Origin of the sequence: Paraburkholderia antibiotica (assembly GCF_012927125.1) — a bacterium.
Lineage (GTDB): Bacteria > Pseudomonadota > Gammaproteobacteria > Burkholderiales > Burkholderiaceae > Paraburkholderia > Paraburkholderia antibiotica.
Genome location: NZ_JABBFZ010000005.1, coordinates 181,933 through 199,486 on the forward strand (window position 1 = coordinate 181,933; position 17,554 = coordinate 199,486).

At 63.8% G+C, this 17,554-nt stretch carries 13 protein-coding genes; 6 read left to right on the forward strand and 7 right to left on the reverse strand.

Going from position 1 to position 17,554, the window contains the following annotated elements; translation table 11 throughout:
- Positions 1–178: 178 nt before the first annotated feature.
- The 3 genes from HHL14_RS11770 (at position 179) to HHL14_RS11780 (ending at position 5,584) form a co-directional block, all read left to right on the forward strand.
- Positions 179–1,801, forward strand: coding sequence for a methyl-accepting chemotaxis protein (locus tag HHL14_RS11770; protein ID WP_169497778.1), 1,623 nt, complete (start codon positions 179–181; stop codon positions 1,799–1,801).
- 355 nt (positions 1,802–2,156) lie between these two features.
- The gene (locus tag HHL14_RS11775; RefSeq protein ID WP_169497779.1) at positions 2,157–3,866 is read left to right on the forward strand and encodes a molecular chaperone HscC; all 1,710 of its coding nucleotides are present in this window, start codon (positions 2,157–2,159) and stop codon (positions 3,864–3,866) included.
- A gap of 14 nt (positions 3,867–3,880) precedes the next feature.
- Positions 3,881–5,584: a J domain-containing protein gene (locus HHL14_RS11780; protein ID WP_169497780.1), complete on the forward strand. Its 1,704-nt coding sequence runs from the start codon at positions 3,881–3,883 to the stop codon at positions 5,582–5,584.
- 111 nt (positions 5,585–5,695) lie between these two features.
- On the opposite strand, the gene HHL14_RS11785 is transcribed toward HHL14_RS11780, so the two are convergent.
- The 5 genes from HHL14_RS11785 to HHL14_RS11805 all read right to left on the reverse strand — a co-directional run bounded on the left by HHL14_RS11785 (position 5,696) and on the right by HHL14_RS11805 (position 9,945).
- Positions 5,696–6,517, reverse strand: a complete 822-nt coding sequence (locus HHL14_RS11785; protein ID WP_169497781.1) for an amino acid ABC transporter permease — start codon at positions 6,515–6,517, stop codon at positions 5,696–5,698.
- 68 nt (positions 6,518–6,585) lie between these two features.
- On the reverse strand, positions 6,586–7,239 hold the full coding sequence (locus tag HHL14_RS11790; protein ID WP_169497782.1) for an amino acid ABC transporter permease: 654 nt from the start codon (positions 7,237–7,239) through the stop codon (positions 6,586–6,588).
- A gap of 30 nt (positions 7,240–7,269) precedes the next feature.
- Positions 7,270–8,106 (reverse strand): glutamate ABC transporter substrate-binding protein, encoded by an 837-nt coding sequence (locus tag HHL14_RS11795; RefSeq protein ID WP_169497783.1) that lies wholly within the window; start codon positions 8,104–8,106, stop codon positions 7,270–7,272.
- A gap of 58 nt (positions 8,107–8,164) precedes the next feature.
- Positions 8,165–8,929 (reverse strand): amino acid ABC transporter ATP-binding protein, encoded by a 765-nt coding sequence (locus HHL14_RS11800; protein WP_169497932.1) that lies wholly within the window; start codon positions 8,927–8,929, stop codon positions 8,165–8,167.
- Positions 8,926–9,945, reverse strand: a complete 1,020-nt coding sequence (locus HHL14_RS11805; protein ID WP_169497784.1) for an asparaginase — start codon at positions 9,943–9,945, stop codon at positions 8,926–8,928. Before HHL14_RS11805 ends, HHL14_RS11800 begins: the two co-directional genes overlap by 4 nt.
- 104 nt (positions 9,946–10,049) lie before the next feature.
- Here HHL14_RS11805 and HHL14_RS11810 point away from each other — a divergent pair, with 104 nt between their 5' ends.
- Positions 10,050–11,027, forward strand: coding sequence for a LysR family transcriptional regulator (locus HHL14_RS11810; protein WP_169497785.1), 978 nt, complete (start codon positions 10,050–10,052; stop codon positions 11,025–11,027).
- A gap of 101 nt (positions 11,028–11,128) precedes the next feature.
- Here HHL14_RS11810 and HHL14_RS11815 read toward each other — a convergent pair whose 3' ends face one another.
- A complete protein-coding gene (locus HHL14_RS11815) occupies positions 11,129–13,516 on the reverse strand; it encodes a phosphocholine-specific phospholipase C (protein ID WP_169497786.1) in 2,388 nt (795 codons plus the stop codon).
- Positions 13,517–13,861: 345 nt separating this feature from the next.
- Positions 13,862–14,734: a LysR family transcriptional regulator gene (locus tag HHL14_RS11820; protein WP_169497787.1), complete on the reverse strand. Its 873-nt coding sequence runs from the start codon at positions 14,732–14,734 to the stop codon at positions 13,862–13,864.
- A 195-nt stretch (positions 14,735–14,929) separates the two neighbouring features.
- Here HHL14_RS11820 and HHL14_RS11825 point away from each other — a divergent pair, with 195 nt between their 5' ends.
- On the forward strand, positions 14,930–16,255 hold the full coding sequence (locus HHL14_RS11825) for an MFS transporter (protein ID WP_230413001.1): 1,326 nt from the start codon (positions 14,930–14,932) through the stop codon (positions 16,253–16,255).
- A 95-nt stretch (positions 16,256–16,350) separates the two neighbouring features.
- Positions 16,351–17,544, forward strand: a complete 1,194-nt coding sequence (locus HHL14_RS11830) for a M20 aminoacylase family protein (RefSeq protein WP_169497789.1) — start codon at positions 16,351–16,353, stop codon at positions 17,542–17,544.
- Positions 17,545–17,554 lie beyond the last annotated feature (10 nt).

A 17,554-nucleotide genomic window follows, 5' to 3' on the forward strand; every position in this document is an offset into this window, starting at 1 on the left:
GATTCCGCGTGCGATGCGCGGAGCGCCGCATTGTTGCGCAAAACGGCTCCAATCATCACGATCGCCGATGAAACCCGCATATAGGACGCTTTTTGCCGCAATTGTTCTCAAGCGACACGCGAACCTGCCGTTAACCCTGGGATAGCTCCCGTCATCCTTTTGCTCCCAGGAGTCCACGATGTTCAGCAAGATCAAGGTCGCATCCGGCCTGTTGTGTGTACTGGTCGCGTTCTGCGTCTTTCAGCTCGTCACGGTGGGGCTGGGTTTCTGGTCGCTCACGCGCACCCATGACGACGTCGACGATCTCTCGAATATCGCGCTCAAACAGGTGGACGCGGTCAACCAGACCACCCAGCGCCTGATGGACGCGCGCATCAACCTGTCGCGCGCCGGCACGCGCATGGTGCGCGGCGGCACCGAGCCGACCGACATCGTGCAGCACGCGCGCGAGCAGCTCGTCGCCGCCGACCAGTCGTTCGCCGCGTTCATGAGCGCGCCGAAGACCAGCGACGAAAACGGCACGCGCGCGGCCGCACTTGCAGAGCGCTACAAGAAGCTGCGCGGCGCGCTCGGCGAACTCGTGCAGTATCTCGACTCGAACGATATCCAGGCGTTTCTCGATCAGCCGACGCAGTCGTTCCAGGACGCTTATCTCGTGGACGTGCACAACTTCGTGCAGTTCGGCGACGCCGCGAGCCGCGCGTCGCTCGATTCGATCGATGCGCGCATGGCGGCCTTCCGCATCGTCAGCGTCGCGATTCTGCTGGTGCTGGTCGCCGGCACGCTGGCCGTGCATACGGCGCTGCGCCGTGGCGTCGTCGCGCCGCTCGAGGAAGCGGGCCGTCACTTCGAGCGCATCGCGCAAGGGCGTCTCGATCAGCCGATCGCCGCGCGCGGCAGCAACGAAATCGGCCGTCTGTTCTCGGGCCTCGCGACGATGCAGGCGAGCGTCGCGCGCACGGTGAAGACGGTGCGCGAATCGGCCGACTCGATCCATCTCGGCGCGGACGAAATCGCGACCGGCAACGCCGATCTGTCGGCGCGCACCGAAAACCAGGCGGCGTCGCTGGAGGAAACCGCGTCGAGCATGGAAGAGCTCACGGCCACGGTGCGCCAGAACGCCGATCACGCGCGCGAGGCGAGCGCGCTCGCCGAGACCGCGCTCGACGCGACTTCGCGCGGCAGCGAAGTCGTCGACCAGGTGGTCGACAAGATGCACGGCATCGCGCAAAGCTCGGACAAGATCGCGGAAATCATCTCGGTGATCGACGGCATTGCGTTCCAGACCAACATCCTCGCGCTCAACGCGGCCGTCGAGGCGGCGCGCGCGGGCGAGCAGGGCCGCGGCTTCGCGGTGGTGGCCGGCGAGGTGCGCGGGCTCGCGCAGCGCAGCGCGCAGTCGGCGAAGGAGATCAAGACGCTGATCAGCGAGTCGGCCGCGGAGATTCAGGGCGGCTCGGCGCTGGTCGAACGTGCGGGCGAGGCGATGAGCCACGTGTCCGCGTCGATCTCGCGGGTCACGCAGATGATGGCGGAGATCAGTGCGTCGTCGCTTGAACAGAGCACCGGCATCGAGCAGGTGAATCAGGCGGTCGTGCAGATGGACGAGATGACCCAGCAGAACGCGGCGCTGGTCGAGCAGGCCGCGGCGGCCGCCGCGTCGCTGCATCAGCAGACCGAACAATTGAAGCAGGCCGTGTCCGTTTTCGAAATTTCGGAAGCGGTATTACGCACGCAACAACCGGGCGCGATGCGGGCTGGTAATGCGGAATTCGCGTTGACCGGGATGTCGGCGATTTAAGTGTTGATGCCCGTCTGTCGGCCAGCGTCGATCTTGCACCGGCGCAATTGGCTTCCGGTTCGCGACGCCGTTCTCCCGAAACCGCCTGCTTTGCAATTGCTGAACATCGCATGACGCGATCGCGACTATCATGCGCCCGGGAATTAACATATGGTTACAAAGACCGGTCATCGCGGCGACGTTAAAAGTGAGCTTTATCGGGGATACGGATGGCTCAATCGGCAGTCGGGGGAGCGAGTGGCGGTATGAGGCTGCTCACGCGGCATGAGGCGAAAACGCGGGCGCGTTGACCACTTTTAGCCAGTTCAACCGGCGTCGCGCTGCGGCGCCCGAGAAAAATAACGGAAAGCAGAGCATGTCATCGATCATCGGAATCGATCTCGGAACAACGAACAGTGCGGTAGGGGTATGGCGAGACGGCCAATCTGTTCTGATTCCCAATGCACTTGGCCACGTCCTTACGCCGTCTTGCGTGTCGATCGACGACGATGGTTCTGTGCTGACAGGACGCGCGGCTCATGACCGCGTGCATACGCATCCGCGACTGAGCACCTCCAGTTTCAAGCGCTACATGGGCACCGACCGGGAAGTTCGCCTGGGTTCGCGCACCTTTCGTCCCGAGGAGCTGTCCGCGTTCGTGCTGAAGTCGCTGAAGGCCGACGCAGAGGCATTTCTCGGTGCCGAAGTGCGCGATGCGGTGATCGCCGTGCCGGCCTATTTCAGCGACGCGCAGCGAAAAGCCACGCGCATCGCGGGCGAACTCGCGGGACTGAACGTGCGCCGGCTCATCAACGAACCCACCGCGGCCGCGTTGTCCTATGGTGTGCATCTCGGCGACCGTGAGAGCAAATTCCTGATCTTCGATCTTGGCGGCGGCACCTTCGACGTATCGGTGCTCGATTTTTTCGAAGGCGTGATGGAAGTGCGCGCGAGCACGGGCGATAACTTTCTCGGCGGTGACGATTTCACCGAAGCGCTGGCCCAGTCTCTCTGCCGGCGCAACCATCTTTCGATGAGCACCCTGTCACCCACCGCTGCGCAACGGCTTAATCAACTGGCCGAGCGCGCCAAGCGCCAGCTCACGCAGAACAGCGGTGAAGCGATTGCGATGACGCTCACCGTCGAAGACAAGCCTTACACGATGGAGATCGATGCCGCAGAGGCCGAACGTTTGTTCGAGTCCCTCCTGCAGCGACTGCGCAAACCGGTCGAACGAGCGTTACGTGATGCCAGGATTCCGGTCGATTCGCTCGACGAAATCATTCTTGTCGGTGGTGCCACGCGCATGCCCGTTGTCCGCAAGCTGGTGTCGAAGATGTTCGGTCGTCTACCCGCGGTGCACCTGAATCCTGACGAAGTGGTCGCGCTGGGAGCCGCGGTGCAGGCGGGACTGGTCGCACAGGATGCCGGACTCGAGGAGCTCGTGCTCACCGACGTCGCGCCGTATAGCCTCGGCATCGATACATCGGTGCAGGTAGGCCAGAACGACTTTGTGCCGGGACACTTTCTACCCATCATCGAACGCAACACCATTGTGCCGGTGAGTCGCGTGCGACGTGTCTTCACCGTGCGCGATCAGCAGGACGTCGTCATCATCCGTGTGTTTCAGGGTGAAGCCCGTCTCACGCGCGATAACGTCTCGCTCGGCGAATTCAGACTCGAAGTGCCGCGCAAGCCAGCTGGCCAGGCGGGCGCCGATGTGCGTTTCACTTACGACGTGAGCGGTGTGCTTGAAGTGCAGGCGACCGCGATACCCGACGGCGGCACGCGTTCGATCGTGATCGAGGAGAACCCCGGCGTATTGAGCCCCGACGAAGTTCGCGAGCGGATGGCCGCGCTCGCCGACATCAAGATTCATCCGCGCGAACGCATGGAGAATCGCGCGCTACTGGCCCGCGCCGATCGCATCTACGAAGAATTGCTCGGCGAAAGCCGGATGTTTCTGGCCAACCATATCGCCCGTTTTCAGGCGCTGCTCGAACGGCAGGATGCGCAGGAGATTGCCCATGCGCACAAGGAATTGAGTTCGCTGCTCGACAGCTTCGACGCTCAGCAGACCTACTGAATGAGTGGGCGGATATGGATGAAGTCTCTATGAATGCATGGCCGTGGTCCTTGCTTCTCGTCGACGAGAATGCCGACGAGCGTACGGTGCGCCGCGCGTATGCGCGCGCACTGAAACAGCAGCGGCCTGAGCACGATCCGGTCGCCTTCCAACGTCTGCGGGAAGCGTATGAAGCTGCATTACGGCTCGCGACGGCCTCCGCGCAGTCGGAACCAGATGGGCAACCGGTCGTTGCCGTGCCGGTCGTTCATGAAGCCGTTGCGACCGCCGGAGACCCGGCCGTGCTTCCGGTGAATGAGGTGCGGGAAATACCGGTGCCGCAACCGGATCCGGATCCGATAGAAACGGCCGCGCAGATGTGGCAGGCGTTTGTCGCTGATCCTTCCAGAAATACATCGCGCCGTGCGATGAAGGCGATGTTCGAGAATGTCGTGAATTTCCGTCTTCGCGACGAGCTGGAATGGCAGGCGCTGCGTTACTGCCTGCGTGACGATGCCAGCGCCGAACTTCGCATCGACCTTTGCGACGTACTCGGTTGGCGGGACAACTCGCGACATCTGATACAGCGCGATGCGGCGCTCGCCAATCTTGCGTTGGCGCGCACGTTCGCCGACGAAGACTATCAGACGCTGCGCCAGCGGTTTCCCGACGCGCTCGCACTGCTGGTGGCGCCGACGCGACGGTACCTGAACGCAGCAGGCGCGTTGCTCGATTCCGGCAAGCGCAAGCAGATGGATAGTTTGCTCACGGCACTCCGTCATTACTACCCGAATGTGCTGCGGTTTCGCATCGACGCTGCGCAATTCGAGTTCTGGGCACGTAGCCAGTCCCGGCGGGTACGTCTGACGCACGTCGTCATTCCGTCCGTACTGCAATCGATGTGGTCAGGATGGCTTGTCGCCAGTGGAACCGCGATGCACGGCGACGGCAACAACTACATCGGGGCGTGGGGGCCGCTGCAAATCGCGCTTGCCTTTGCGACGACGATGTTCCATGTGTGCACGATTCTGGCAGCAGCAGATTGCCGGGCGTCGCTTCGTTCTCGCCTCGATGCGTTCCGCGCGTCGCCATGGGCCCGCTATGGCTGGGCAGTGGTCTGGCTTGTGTCGATGGCGGCGGCGATGGTGACCGGGCCGACAGATCATTACGCGACGGCCGCCGTCGTGGCGCTTACCGTCTGCACTTTATGGGCGACCGCCGTACATGGGCTGTTGCCGGCGACTTCATTGCTGACCGTGCCGCTCTTTACCGCAGTCGGGCTGGGTGTGATGGGATATTGCGTGTCGGTCGATCATACTTTGTGGGTGCTTGCCGCAGCGCATGGACTGCTCTTCGTGTATTTCCTCCGGTTCCTCGCACCGTTTCTGGCAAAGGGCATCCTTGAGCGTCCCAGGCTGATCTGGACACTGTCGGTGCTGTGGTTGGTCTGTACCGTTGGGTTCGCTTTGACGATCACGTCTTCGGACTGGCACGTCAATCGGTACGCATGGGCGCTGTTCATCGTGATGTCGCCGGCCGCCGGAGGACTTCTCGCCAGCAAGGCAGCGATGCAGTACAGGCTCGTTCCGCAGCCCTTCAGAGGGCTTCTGCAGTGGGGATGGTGTGTCTTTGCCGTTACCCGGCCAGAACTGATTGCCAGTCTTCTCGTCGGGATCGTGACCCTGTGGCTGTGGGGCGTTCTGAAATGGCAGATGGCCCGCACGCCGCACCGCCAATAGGCAATCCATCGCACGGCTCGAATAACCGGCGCTTTATCGACGCCGGCAAACTCGATAACTGCAAAATCTACCCTGGACCAAGCCTATCGATATGGATTCGAAGTGAGGCACTTATAGTTTCCCGAATCTTGTGGCCGGCTTTGCCACATCCTCAGCGGCACCAGCGGCACCCGTGATGGCGGCCTTCGCACCGCGCGTTGCCCCATCCCGCCGCTGCCGCCGCACCACCCAGCGCTTCAGATAAAGCAGCACCGCACTGACGACGCCGTACATCATCGTCACGATAAACGCGGCCTGCAGCAGCGACTGCGGCGCATAGCTCGACACGTCCTGCGAGCGATGCAGCAACTCATCGTACGGAATCACATAACCGAGCGACGTGTCCTGCACGATCGCGAGCAACGAACTGATCAGCGCCGGCAACATGCTGCGCAGCGCTTGCGGCAGCACCACATGATGCATCGCCTGCGCGGGCCGCATGCCCAGCGCGAGCGCGGCTTCGCGTTGTCCGCGCGGCAACGACAGGATGCCCGCGCGTACGACCTCGGCCGTCAGCGCCGAATGATGCAGCGCCATCGCAAACACGAGAAAGCCGAGCGCCGGCCAGTCGAAACCGAGCGACGGCAGTTCGATCACCATGAACAGGATCAGCAGCAGCAACGGAATCGCGCGGAAAAATTCGATGTATGCACCCGCGAGCCGGCTGATCCATGGCCGCATCGACAGCCGCCCGAGCGCGAGCGGTATGGCCAGCGCGAACGCGGCGAGCGCCGCGCAGGCGGCCGCCGTGATCGTCGAGACGAGCCCGTCGAACAGAAACTTCGCGGTGCCCCAATGCAGGAAGATTGCCCACTTGTCGGCGTCGAACTGGCCGCTCGTTTGCAGGCGCATGCCGATGGCGGCCAGCAGACCGAACACCGCCACCGTGCTCACGAGCGAAAAAATCCGCTGCCGCCTGCGCCCGCGCGGTCCTGCCGGTTCATAAAGCGTAGGCATCCGATTCATCGCGCCACCGCCATTTTCCGTTCGAGCCGTCGCATCATGAGACCGAGAGGAATTGTCAGTGCCATATAAGCGACCATCGCGGCCGCGAAGGTCGGCACCGCCTGCGCGGTTTCGAAGTTGATGCGCTGCGCCGTATAGGTGATGTCGAACACGCCGATTGCCGCCGCGATCGACGACGCCTTGATCTGATTCACGAACAGATTGCCGAGCGGCGGAATCACCGTGCGCATCGCCTGCGGAATCACCACGTTCGCGAGCACCTGGCTAAAGCGCATGCCGATGCTGCGCGCCGCCTCGATCTGACCGGCCGGTACCGCGTTGACGCCGGCCCTGAGCACCTCGGCGACCCACGCCGCGGTGTAGAAGCCCAGCACGAGCACGGACGAGGCGGTCAGCGAATACATGAAGCCGAGCTTCGGCAAGCCGAACACGAACAGCAGCAACAGCGCGAGCAGCGGCGTCATGCGCATGATTTCAACGTAGGTCGCGGCGAACCAGCGTAACGGCGTGAGCGGGCACACGGCCATCACGGTCAGCGCGATGCCGAGCACGAACGCCATCGCGAACGACAGCGCGGTCAGCTCGATCGTGACGCCCATCGCTTCGATGAAGCGCCACGCGAACGGCAGCAGAGGAAGCAGAAAGTCCATGCGGGCAGCGGATCGACAATCAACAAAGGATCAACGCTCGATCGTCGGCACTTGCGGCTTGCCGAGCGTGCCTTCGAGGTTCTTCGCATACAGCTTGTTCCACGTGCCGTCCTTGATCGACTGCGCGAGTTGCGCGTCGATCCATTGCCGGAACACCGCGTCGTCCTTCGCGACGCCCATGCCGTACGGCTCCTGCGTGAACGGCTTGCCGACGATGCGGAACTTGTTCGGCTGACGCAGCGATTCGCCCGCGAGCGTCGCGCCGTCGTCGACATACGCATCGAAGCGGCCGTCGGCGACACCTTCGACGCACGCGGCCGTATCGTTGAACGTGACGAATTTCGCCTGCGGCGCGAGCTTCTTCACGTTGTCCTCGACGGTCGTGCCGTTCAGCACGCACGCAGTCTTGCCGTTCAGATCGGTCACGCCGTGGATCGATGTATTGGCCTGTTTGGTCAGAATGTCCTGCCCGGCCACATAGTACGGACCCGCGAAACCGATCACTTTCTTGCGCGCGTCGTTGATGGTGAGCGTCGCGATCACCACGTCGACGCGGCCGTTCTGGACGAACGGCAAGCGGTTCTCGGTGGTGGTCTTCACCCATTCGACGTTGTCCTCGGAGCCGGTCAGCTTCTTCGCGAGCAGACGCGCGAGGTCGCCTTCGAAACCTTCGGTCTGGCCCGTCATCGGATTGCGCACCGAGAACATCAGCGTATTGAGCGAAGTGCCCACCACGAGCTTGCCCTTCTTCTGGATTTTCGCCATCGTCGAGTCGGCCGGGAAGGTTTCCGCGTGGGCCGGCGCGAGCGCCGCGAAGAAGGTGCCGGCAACACACGAAGCCAGCACTGCAATGGATTTCAAACGCATGGTGGTATCTCCTCTGTTATACGCGGCAGGGTGGCGCTGCCGGGTCGATCGATAAAAATCAGTGCTCCAGGATCCTGGAGAGAAAATCGCGCGCCCGCTCCGAGCGAGGCGCGCTAAAAAATGCTTCGGGCTCCGCAATTTCGACGATGCGCCCGCCGTCCATGAAGACGATGCGATCCGCCGCCTGGCGCGCGAAGCCCATCTCATGCGTGACCACGACCATCGTCATGCCGCTTTGCGCGAGTTCGAGCATGACCGCGAGGACCTCGCTGACCATCTCGGGATCGAGCGCTGACGTGGGTTCGTCGAATAGCATGACCTTCGGCTGCATCGCGAGCGCGCGGGCGAGCGCGACACGCTGCTGCTGGCCGCCCGACAACTCCGCGGGCACCGCGTCGGCCTTGTGCGCGAGACCGACACGCGCGAGCAGCCGGCGCGCCTGCGCTTCGGCCTCGTCGCGCGACTGGCGCAGCACCTTGCGCGGCCCCATCGCGACGTTCTGCAGCACGGTGCGGTGCGAGAACAGATTGAACGACTGGAACACCATGCCGATCTGCGCTCGCATCGCGGCGAGCGCTCGACCTTCTTCGGGCAGACGCGCGCCTTCGAGCAGGATCTCGCCGGAGTCGATCGTCTCCAGCCGGTTGATGCAGCGGCACAGCGTCGATTTGCCGGAGCCCGACGGCCCGATGACGACGACCACTTCGCCGGGCGCGACGTCGAGATCGACGTCGAACAGCACCTGCTGCGCGCCGAACGACTTGTTCACGCCACGCAGCGAGACGAGCGCCTCGGCCTGGCGGAGTTGCGCGCTTTCGTTCATGCCCATGTCAGTTGCACCGTGGCCTTCAGTTGCCCGACCGCCGTGCCGCGCACGTTGCGCAACACCGGGTCGGCCCATTGCTCGAGTGGCGTGCCTTCGGTTTCCAGCGGCAGGCCGAGCTGTTGCAGCACGGCGATCGTGGTTGCGTAGACGGCGCTGAAGTCGCCGTCGGCCATCTTCACCGCGACGCCGATGCCGCTGCTGCGCACGCCGACCGTATGGACGCCGTCGGCGCCGACCTTCGCGACCCAGTCGCCGTTCGATGCGTTGGCGAGCGCGAGATCGCAGCGGCCCGTGCCCGACACCATTCGCGGATGCCCAGCCATCGCCGAGAAGATGTGCGAGAGCGCGGCATCGCTGCTGGCGCCCGCGCCGGAGGTGCCGTTGGCGAGCTTGGCCCACATCATCGCGAGACGCGATAGCGGCATGCCGAAGTTCGGCGCGCTGCAGCCGTCGATGCCGAACCACAGCTCCGATGCGGGCACGCCGGCGAGCCGCGCGACTTCGCGGCCGATCTCCTGCTGCAACTCGTGTTCGCGGTCGAGGTAGCTGGCGCGCGCGTAGCCGTGCATGCAGCAATAGCCGAGAAAGCCCGCGTGCTTGCCCGAGCAGTTGTGATGACGCTGGTCGAACACGCTGCCGCGCGGCGGCAGATTGCTTTCGCCGTAGTGGTCGGGCATGTGGACGCCGCAGCGCAGATCCGACTCGGCCATGCCGATCTTGGCGAGCATCGACGTGACCGCGTCGACGTGGAAGTCCTCGCCGCCGTGGCTCGCGCAGCTCAGTGCCAGTTCGGCGTCGGTGAAGCCGAAATGCGCGGGGCCGCCGTCGCGCACGAAGGGCAGCGCCTGGAAGGGCTTCAACGTCGAGCGGGAAAACACCCACGCCTGCGGATCGCCCGCATGGGCCAGCAGCGCGCCGGAAGCATCGACGACCGCCACCGATCCCCAGTGAATCCGTTCGACATGAGCGTTGCGGGTGGCGACGACGAGCGGGACGTGCGAGGGGAGGGTCATTGCATGCGTGTTAATGAGATCGGATATGGCGGAGTTTAATTATTGCAAAAAAAAGCAATTAGCCGTATTTTCGAAAATGGTTTTGCACTGGACGCAACGCAGAAATGCCCTCTAAAAGTACCAGGGAAGCCGGTCTCGATCATCTGAGCGCGATGCGCGCGCTCGTACGGATCGTCGAGCTCGGGAGTTTCTCGGCCGCCGCGCGCGAGCTTAAGGTCGCCACCTCGACGATCGCGCGCAAGATCACCGCGCTTGAAGCGATGCTGGGTGTGACGCTGCTGCATCGTTCGACGCATCACGTCGCGCTGACCGAAGCGGGCAGCCTGTATCACGCGCGGGCGGTGTCGATGATCGCGGACCTCGACGACACGCTGCGCGTGGTCGCGGAGCTCGATTCGGCGCCGAGCGGCCCGCTGAAGCTGACCGCGCCGGTCGCGTTCGGCCGTCGCTATCTGGCGCCGCTGGTGGCGCCGTTCCTCGAGCTCTATCCGGCCGTGCAGCTCGATTTGCGCCTGACCGACAACCACAACGACATGGTGATGGGCGGCTTCGACCTCGACATTCACGAGGGCGAAAACTATCTGGACAACCTGATCGTCCAGCCGCTGTCGCGCAACGACAGCATCCTGTGCGCCGCGCCGTCCTATCTCGCGCGACGCGGTCGGCCGCGCACGCCGGCCGATCTCGCGCAGCACAACTGTCTGCGCTATCTGCACCCGGAGGGGGATCCGCGTTGGCATCTGACGAACGGGCACGGTGTGCAGTCGATTCTGCCGTCGGGCAATCTGCAATCGGATCATTCGGAGCTGCTGCTCGAAACGACGCGCGCGGGGCTCGGCATCGCCGAATTCGAAATCTGGCTGATTCGCGATCTGCTGGTGAGCGGCGAGCTCGAAGTCGTGTTGCCCGACTATCGGCTCGAAAACGCGCTGACCGGCAAGCAGATCTACATGGCGTATCTGCCGAACCGACGTTTCTCGACGAAGGTGCGCGTGCTGCGCGAATTCATGGCGCAGCGCCTGGCGGGAATCGGCGAGTTGCCGGACCGGGCGGCCGACGGGGTGTCGAAGGGACGAGGTTGAACGACGTCGGCGTGTTTAAGCCGATGCACCCGAAGACTTCATTCATTGCACGAGAGGTGCCGAGCCGCTGCCCGGCGCCTCTCTGAGCGCTTCCCCGTCGATCAGAACAGGTCGGTCATCCCCATCGCAGGATCGGTCACCGAGTGACGGCCGGTCTCGATGCGCCCGGCGACGCGGCGCAGGAAGCTGCTGTCCGTGCTGCTGGTGATCTCGAAGTCATACCAGAAGCCGGTCTGGGCGAGGTTCCAGAACAGCGCGACCGGGAATGCGCCGTTGGTGCCGACCGTCCAGACATGACCCGCGCCGAGGCGATCGTTGCGGGAGAACGGCGTGGGCGTCGGCCATGCGCCGAAGCCCGGCACCGGGAAGCCGCCGAAGCCCAACGGACCTTGCCCAAAGGCCGCGGACGGCAGCCCCGGGAAAGCCTGCAGCGAGCCGTAGACCTGATTGGACTTGACGGTGAACTGGGCCGGACCGGCACCGTCGTTGCGCAGTTGCAGATGCAGGTTGCCGGTCAGCGAGCCGTAGCCCACCCGCACTTCCAGATTGACGGCCTTGTGCCCCTTCAACGCGCTCAGGTCGCCCTTGAACTCGCGATGGAAGCCGTTCGGGCCGAGCACCCACAGATCGTACTTGCCGAGGTCCGTGGAGGCGGGCGACCACACGTCGTCCAGCGTCTTGCCCGGCTCGACGGCGTAGCGTTTCGGCAGATGGTCCAGGTGCAGCTTGTCGTAGACGTGGAACACGGCGCCCTGGCGACCGGTGTTGGCGAACAGCAGCTTGACGGTGCCGGCGCTCGCGTCCGCATGCGCGCTGGCGTGCAGCTCGTACGGCAGCGCACGCGACGGCCGGAAGCCGCTCGCCTGTTTCGGCATGCCGCGGCTCGCGTCCGGCACGATCTGCCCCAGCGCCTGCTGGGTGGCGCGCAACGCATCGGCGTCGGCCTTGCTCTTCTCGCCTGCGATGGTCGGCAGCGGCTCGTTGTTCGGCGTCGCGAAGTTGAAGGCCGACGTCAGATCGCCGTTGATGAGCCGGCGGTACGTCGAGATATTGCTTTCCTTGATGCCGAAGCGGGCTTCGAGAAAGCGCAGTACCGAGGTGTGATCGAACGTCTGCGAATTGACCCAGCCGCCGCGGCTCCATGGCGAAATCACCCACAGCGGCACACGCGGACCCGGACCATACGGCTTGCCGTCCGGGCCGGCCGGCTGGCTGTTGGGCGTTGCGCCCGTGTCGGCGCGCGTCACGTACGGATGCGTGAAATATTCGACGCCCAGCTCGGTGCTGCCGAGTGTGGTCTTGCCGGCGTAGGTGCCGTCACCGTTGGGCGACGGCACGGCGGCCGGGGGCACGTGGTCGAAGAAGCCGTCGTTCTCGTCGAAGTTGACGAGCAGGACGGTCTTGCTCCACACCTCGGGCACGGCGGTCAACGCATCGAGGAATTGCTGCACGAACCACGCGCCCTGCACCGGGCTCGACGGCCCCGGGTGCTCGGAGTAGACGTCGGTCGGCACGACCCACGAGACTTCCGGCAGACGGCCGTTTTTCACATCGTCGGCGAACGCTTCGACGAAGGTGCCGTTGGTGTTCGGGTCGGTGTCCGTGGTCGGCAGCGTGTTCGCGTAGCCTTTGATCAGCGGCTGCGCCGCCGCATCGGCGGGGTTGTAGACCGGCTCGGCGGCCTGGGTCAGCGACGTGTTGACCTGACGCGCCGTCGGCAGCGCCTCGTTGGCCTTGCGAAACTGTTTGAAGCCGAGCAACGGGTTGCAGCCATACGTGTTCTTGATGTTCTGATACACCTTCCAGCTCACGCCGGCTTCTTCGAGGCGCTCGGCGGTGGTCTTCCAGTCGAAGTACGCGGATGCCGACGTCGTGACGTCGAAGTCGCCGCTGAAGTTGTTGACGAAGGTCTTGCCGTACGCCGGACCGTTCGTGCCGGTCGCGTGGATGATGCGGTTCGGGTGCGTGCCGCCCAGGAACGCGCAGTGGTAGTCGTCGCAGAGGGTGAACGCTTCGGCCAGTGCGCGCTGGAACGGGATTTCGGCCGTGTCGAAGTAGCCCATCGTCTGATTCTGCTTGGACACCGGCCATGCCGCCATGCGGCCGCCGTCCCACGCGTTCTGTGTGTCGACCCAGCTGTGCGGCGTGCCGGTCACGCGCTGCGCATTGCCCTTGGTCTCGTCCAGATGGTAGGGCAGGTCCACGTTGCCGTTGGCATCGATCTGCTGCCACACGTTGCGGCCGTTCGGCAGCGGAATCGTGAAGCGATCGCCATAGCCGCGCACACCTTTGTAGGTGCCGAAGTAGTGATCGAATGCGCGGTTTTCCATCATCAGGATCACGACGTGTTTGACGTCCTTGATCGTGCCGCTCTCATGGTGAGCGGGAATCGCGAGCGCGCGACGGATGCTGGGCGGAAATACGCTCAGTGCGGCAGCCGACAGGCCGGCCGTGGCGGTACCTTGAAGAAATTTGCGGCGGGAGTTCACGGTGCGGGTGCTCCTTCTTTTCTGGCTGATCGTGGAAGCCTTTGATAGCGTTCACCGCAGCCGCTGGTCCGGCGAACCGGCATGGCTTGTCACGACCGGTCCGTCTGCACCGTTCGCGCTCCATGCTCGATATCGCCCGTTTGGACGGCTGCCTGCCGAGACCCCGCTCGTGGAAGCTCAAGGATGTTGTGTTGCACGCCCGTAACCTGTCGTGCGGCAATTGTCAGGATCGGGCGCTGACAAATATAGGGAGCGACAATGACGGTATGGTGTCGGCGCTTTGATGTCGGCGCCGGCCTCACGTCAAATCATCCGCTTCAGATTACCCGCGTCAGATCGTCCGTCTCAGATCACCCGCTTCAACTGCCGCACGATCGCCGCCGTCACGGCCATCTTCCCGTGCTGCGTGCGCTCCAGCATCCCCACGTTGCGCTGCACGCCGGCTTCCGGCAGCGGCACGACGCGCAACGCGTCGTCGCGGGTCCACGAGGAGCGGCGCAGCAGCGGCACCACCGCGACGCCGATCCCCTGGCGCACGAGTTCGGCGATTCCTTCCAGCGAATTGAGTTCGAGAAACTCGTTGACCTTCACGCGCTGCTTGCGCATCGCGCGATCGATGATCACACCGGTGCGCTGGGTCCGATCGAAGCGCAGAAAGCGCTGTGTGCGCAATAGCTCGGCCACCGGCGCTTCGGCCAGATTCGCACTGGCGAGCAGCACGAGCGGCTCCGAATAGACCGGCGTCCATTGCACGCTGGCCGGACGGCGGCCCGGCGTGTCGATGATGACGGCAGCGTCGATTTCGCCCGAATCGACGCGCGCGGCGAGGTCGACCGATTTCGCGGCCGTGATGCGCACGTCGAGATTCGGCCGCGTCATCTTCAGATGCGCGACGGCTTCGGCCAATGCGCCGACCACCGATTCGACCGCGCCGATCGACACCGGCCCGACGTCTTCTTCGAGGCCGCCCGCCATCGCGCGCATCGCTTCATAAACGGAGAGCAGTTGCTGCGCGTGCGGCAGCAGGCTCTTGCCCATCGCATTGAGCATGATCTTGCGGCCGCTGCGGTCGAACAGCTCGTGTTTGAACTCGGCTTCGAGCGCGCGCATTTGCATGCTGACCGCCGATTGCGTGAGCGCCATCTGTTCGGCGGCAATCGCAAACGAGCCGTAGCGCGCGACGGCGATGAAGGTACGCAGAAAGCGGATCGTGCTCAAGACGGCCTCGGGCAAATGGAATCGGCTGCGAAAGGCGTGCGGAGAGAGGAGAAGCCAGGCCATTCCGCCACCGACGATACATCAAATTTTTTGAAGCGAATAACAAGAAATTTTAGCTTTCCTTGATTTAAACGGCTGTGGACAATGGGGTGCAAATACCAGAACAAACCGATGGACGCACCCCAGGAGACAGGAATGGATGTATCCGTTCACTCGCGCGAGTCCGAAGCGCCGCTGCACAGCACCCCCGCAAGCCGATCGTTCGACGCGCGCGTGATCGTCGTCGCGACCATCGGCAATGCGCTCGAATGGTTCGACTTCACGGTTTTCTCATTCTTCGCGGCGATCATCGCGAAGCAGTTTTTCCCCAGCGACAACGCGACCGCCTCGCTGCTCGCGGCGTGGACCACGTTCGGCGTCGGCTTTCTGACGCGACCGCTCGGCGGCATCGTTCTCGGCAATTACGCGGACCGTCATGGCCGTAAATCGGCGCTTGTCGTGACGATCTCGTTGATGGCGGTGGGCGTCGGCATCATCGCGCTGTCGCCCACGTATGCGCAGATTGGCATTTTCGCGCCGGTCCTGATGCTGATCGGCCGCTTTCTGCAGGGTTTTTCCGCCGGCGGCGAAGTGGGCAGCGCGACGGCGTTTCTGGTCGAACATGCGCCGGTGGAGCGACGCGGCGTGTACGGCAGTTTCCAGATGATCAGCCAGGCGTGCAGCATGTTGCTCGGCGCGCTGACCGGCGTCGCGCTCACGCGTGTGCTGAGCCCCGCGCAACTCGAGGATTTCGGCTGGCGTATTCCGTTCATGCTCGGACTGTTGATCGTGCCGGTGGGCCTTTACGTGCGCTCGAAGCTCGATGAATCGCCGGTCTTCAAGCACCAGGCGCAGCGTCTGCCGACCGCGAAGCCGCCGTTCCTCGAATCGATCGTCGTGCACTGGCGCGCGATCCTGGCCGGTTTCGGGCTGACCGTGTACGGCACGATCGGCACGTACATCTTCTACTACTACATGCCGAGCTACGCGACGAAGACGCTCGACATCCCGTTCGCAAGCAGCGTGATCGCGTCGTGCTGCGCGGCGATCGCCTATATCGCGGCGACCTTCGCGTCGGGCTATCTCTCCGATGCAATCGGCCGCAAGAAGCCGATGGTCGCGTCGACCGTGTTGAGCCTCGTGATCTCGTATCCGCTGTTCGCGTTGCTGACGAGTCATCCGACGCTGCCCGTGCTGATTTTCGTGCAGTGCTGCCTGATGGCCTCGCTCGGGCTCTTTCAGGGTTCGTATTGCGCGTTCGTCTGCGAACTGTTTCCCGCGCATGTGCGCTCGACCGGCATGGCGATCGGCTACAACTTCGCGGTGATGATCTTCGGCGGCTTCGCGGGCGCGATCGCGACGCTGCTGATCAAGATCACCGAAGACAAACTCGCGGTCGTCTACTACGGCCTGTTCGGTTGCGTGATCGGTCTGGTCACGATCGCGCTGCTCAAGGACCGCTCGAAACAGCCGCTGATGTAGCCCGCGGATGGATTCCGCTGCAACGAGGCTCACCGCGAGCCTCGCCATCGGCGGTCGTTCGACCGCTGAAAAAACACTGCAAACAAGGACTCGACATGAAAATCATCCCCGAAATTGCTCACGCGAATCCCGGCATTCAGGCGATTCGCCGCGACATCCACGCGCATCCGGAGCTGTGCTACGAAGAACATCGCACGGCTGAAGTCGTCGCGCAGAAGCTCGAAGCGTGGGGTCTCGAAGTCACGCGCGGGCTCGGCAAGACCGGCGTGGTCGGCGTGCTGCGCAATGGGTCGAGCCGCAAGTCGATCGGCCTGCGCGCCGACATGGACGCGCTGCCGATCCAGGAACTGAACACGTTCGATCACGCGTCGCAGCATCCGGGCAAGATGCATGCGTGTGGACACGACGGCCACACCGCGATGCTGCTCGGCGCGGCGCAGTATCTGTCGCAACATCGCAATTTCGACGGCACCGTGGTGTTTATTTTCCAGCCGGCCGAGGAGGGCGGCGGCGGCGCGAAGGCCATGATCGAAGACGGTCTGTTCGAGCGCTTCCCGGTCGATTCGGTGTTCGCGCTGCACAACTGGCCGGGCATGCCCGCGGGCGAGTTCGGCGCGCGTGTCGGTGCCACTCAGGCGTCGAGCAACGAATTCCGCATCACCGTGAAGGGCGTCGGCGCGCATGCGGCGATTCCGCACAACGGCATCGATCCGGTGTTCACCGCGATGCAGATCGGCACGGGCCTGCAAAGCATCATGACGCGCAACAAGCGTCCGATCGACGCGGCCGTGCTGTCGATCACGCAGATCAACGCGGGCGAAGCGGTCAACGTGATTCCCGATACCGCGACGCTGGCCGGCACCGTGCGCACGTTCTCGGTGGAGGTGCTGGACCTGATCGAAAGTCGCATGAAGCAACTCGCCGAGGCGACCGCGCTCGCGTACGGCTGCAGCGTCGAATTCTCGTTCCGCCGCAACTATCCGCCGACCGTCAACACGGAGAAGGAAACGCATTTTGCGCTGGGCGTGATGCAGGACATCGTCGGCAAGGAGCACGTCGAGACCCATATCGATCCGACGATGGGCGCCGAAGATTTCTCGTTCATGCTGCTCGAAAAGCCGGGCTGCTACGCGTACATCGGCAACGGCAGCGGCGAGCATCGCGACCACGGACACGGCCTCGGCCCGTGCATGCTGCACAACACCAGCTACGATTTCAACGACGACGTGCTGTCGCTCGGCTCGACCTACTGGGTGCGTCTGACCGAATCGTTCCTCACGCCGGCATGAGTACTGGAGC

Coding starts and splice junctions, on each gene's coding strand:
- HHL14_RS11770 (WP_169497778.1), top strand. CDS start 179: ATGTTCAGCAAGATCAAGGTCGCATCCGGCCTGTTGTGTGTACTGGTC.
- HHL14_RS11775 (WP_169497779.1), top strand. CDS start 2,157: ATGTCATCGATCATCGGAATCGATCTCGGAACAACGAACAGTGCGGTA.
- HHL14_RS11780 (WP_169497780.1), top strand. CDS start 3,881: ATGGATGAAGTCTCTATGAATGCATGGCCGTGGTCCTTGCTTCTCGTC.
- HHL14_RS11790 (WP_169497782.1), bottom strand. CDS start 7,239: ATGGACTTTCTGCTTCCTCTGCTGCCGTTCGCGTGGCGCTTCATCGAA.
- HHL14_RS11795 (WP_169497783.1), bottom strand. CDS start 8,106: ATGCGTTTGAAATCCATTGCAGTGCTGGCTTCGTGTGTTGCCGGCACC.
- HHL14_RS11800 (WP_169497932.1), bottom strand. CDS start 8,929: ATGAACGAAAGCGCGCAACTCCGCCAGGCCGAGGCGCTCGTCTCGCTG.
- HHL14_RS11805 (WP_169497784.1), bottom strand. CDS start 9,945: ATGACCCTCCCCTCGCACGTCCCGCTCGTCGTCGCCACCCGCAACGCT.
- HHL14_RS11810 (WP_169497785.1), top strand. CDS start 10,050: ATGCCCTCTAAAAGTACCAGGGAAGCCGGTCTCGATCATCTGAGCGCG.
- HHL14_RS11825 (WP_230413001.1), top strand. CDS start 14,930: ATGGATGTATCCGTTCACTCGCGCGAGTCCGAAGCGCCGCTGCACAGC.
- HHL14_RS11830 (WP_169497789.1), top strand. CDS start 16,351: ATGAAAATCATCCCCGAAATTGCTCACGCGAATCCCGGCATTCAGGCG.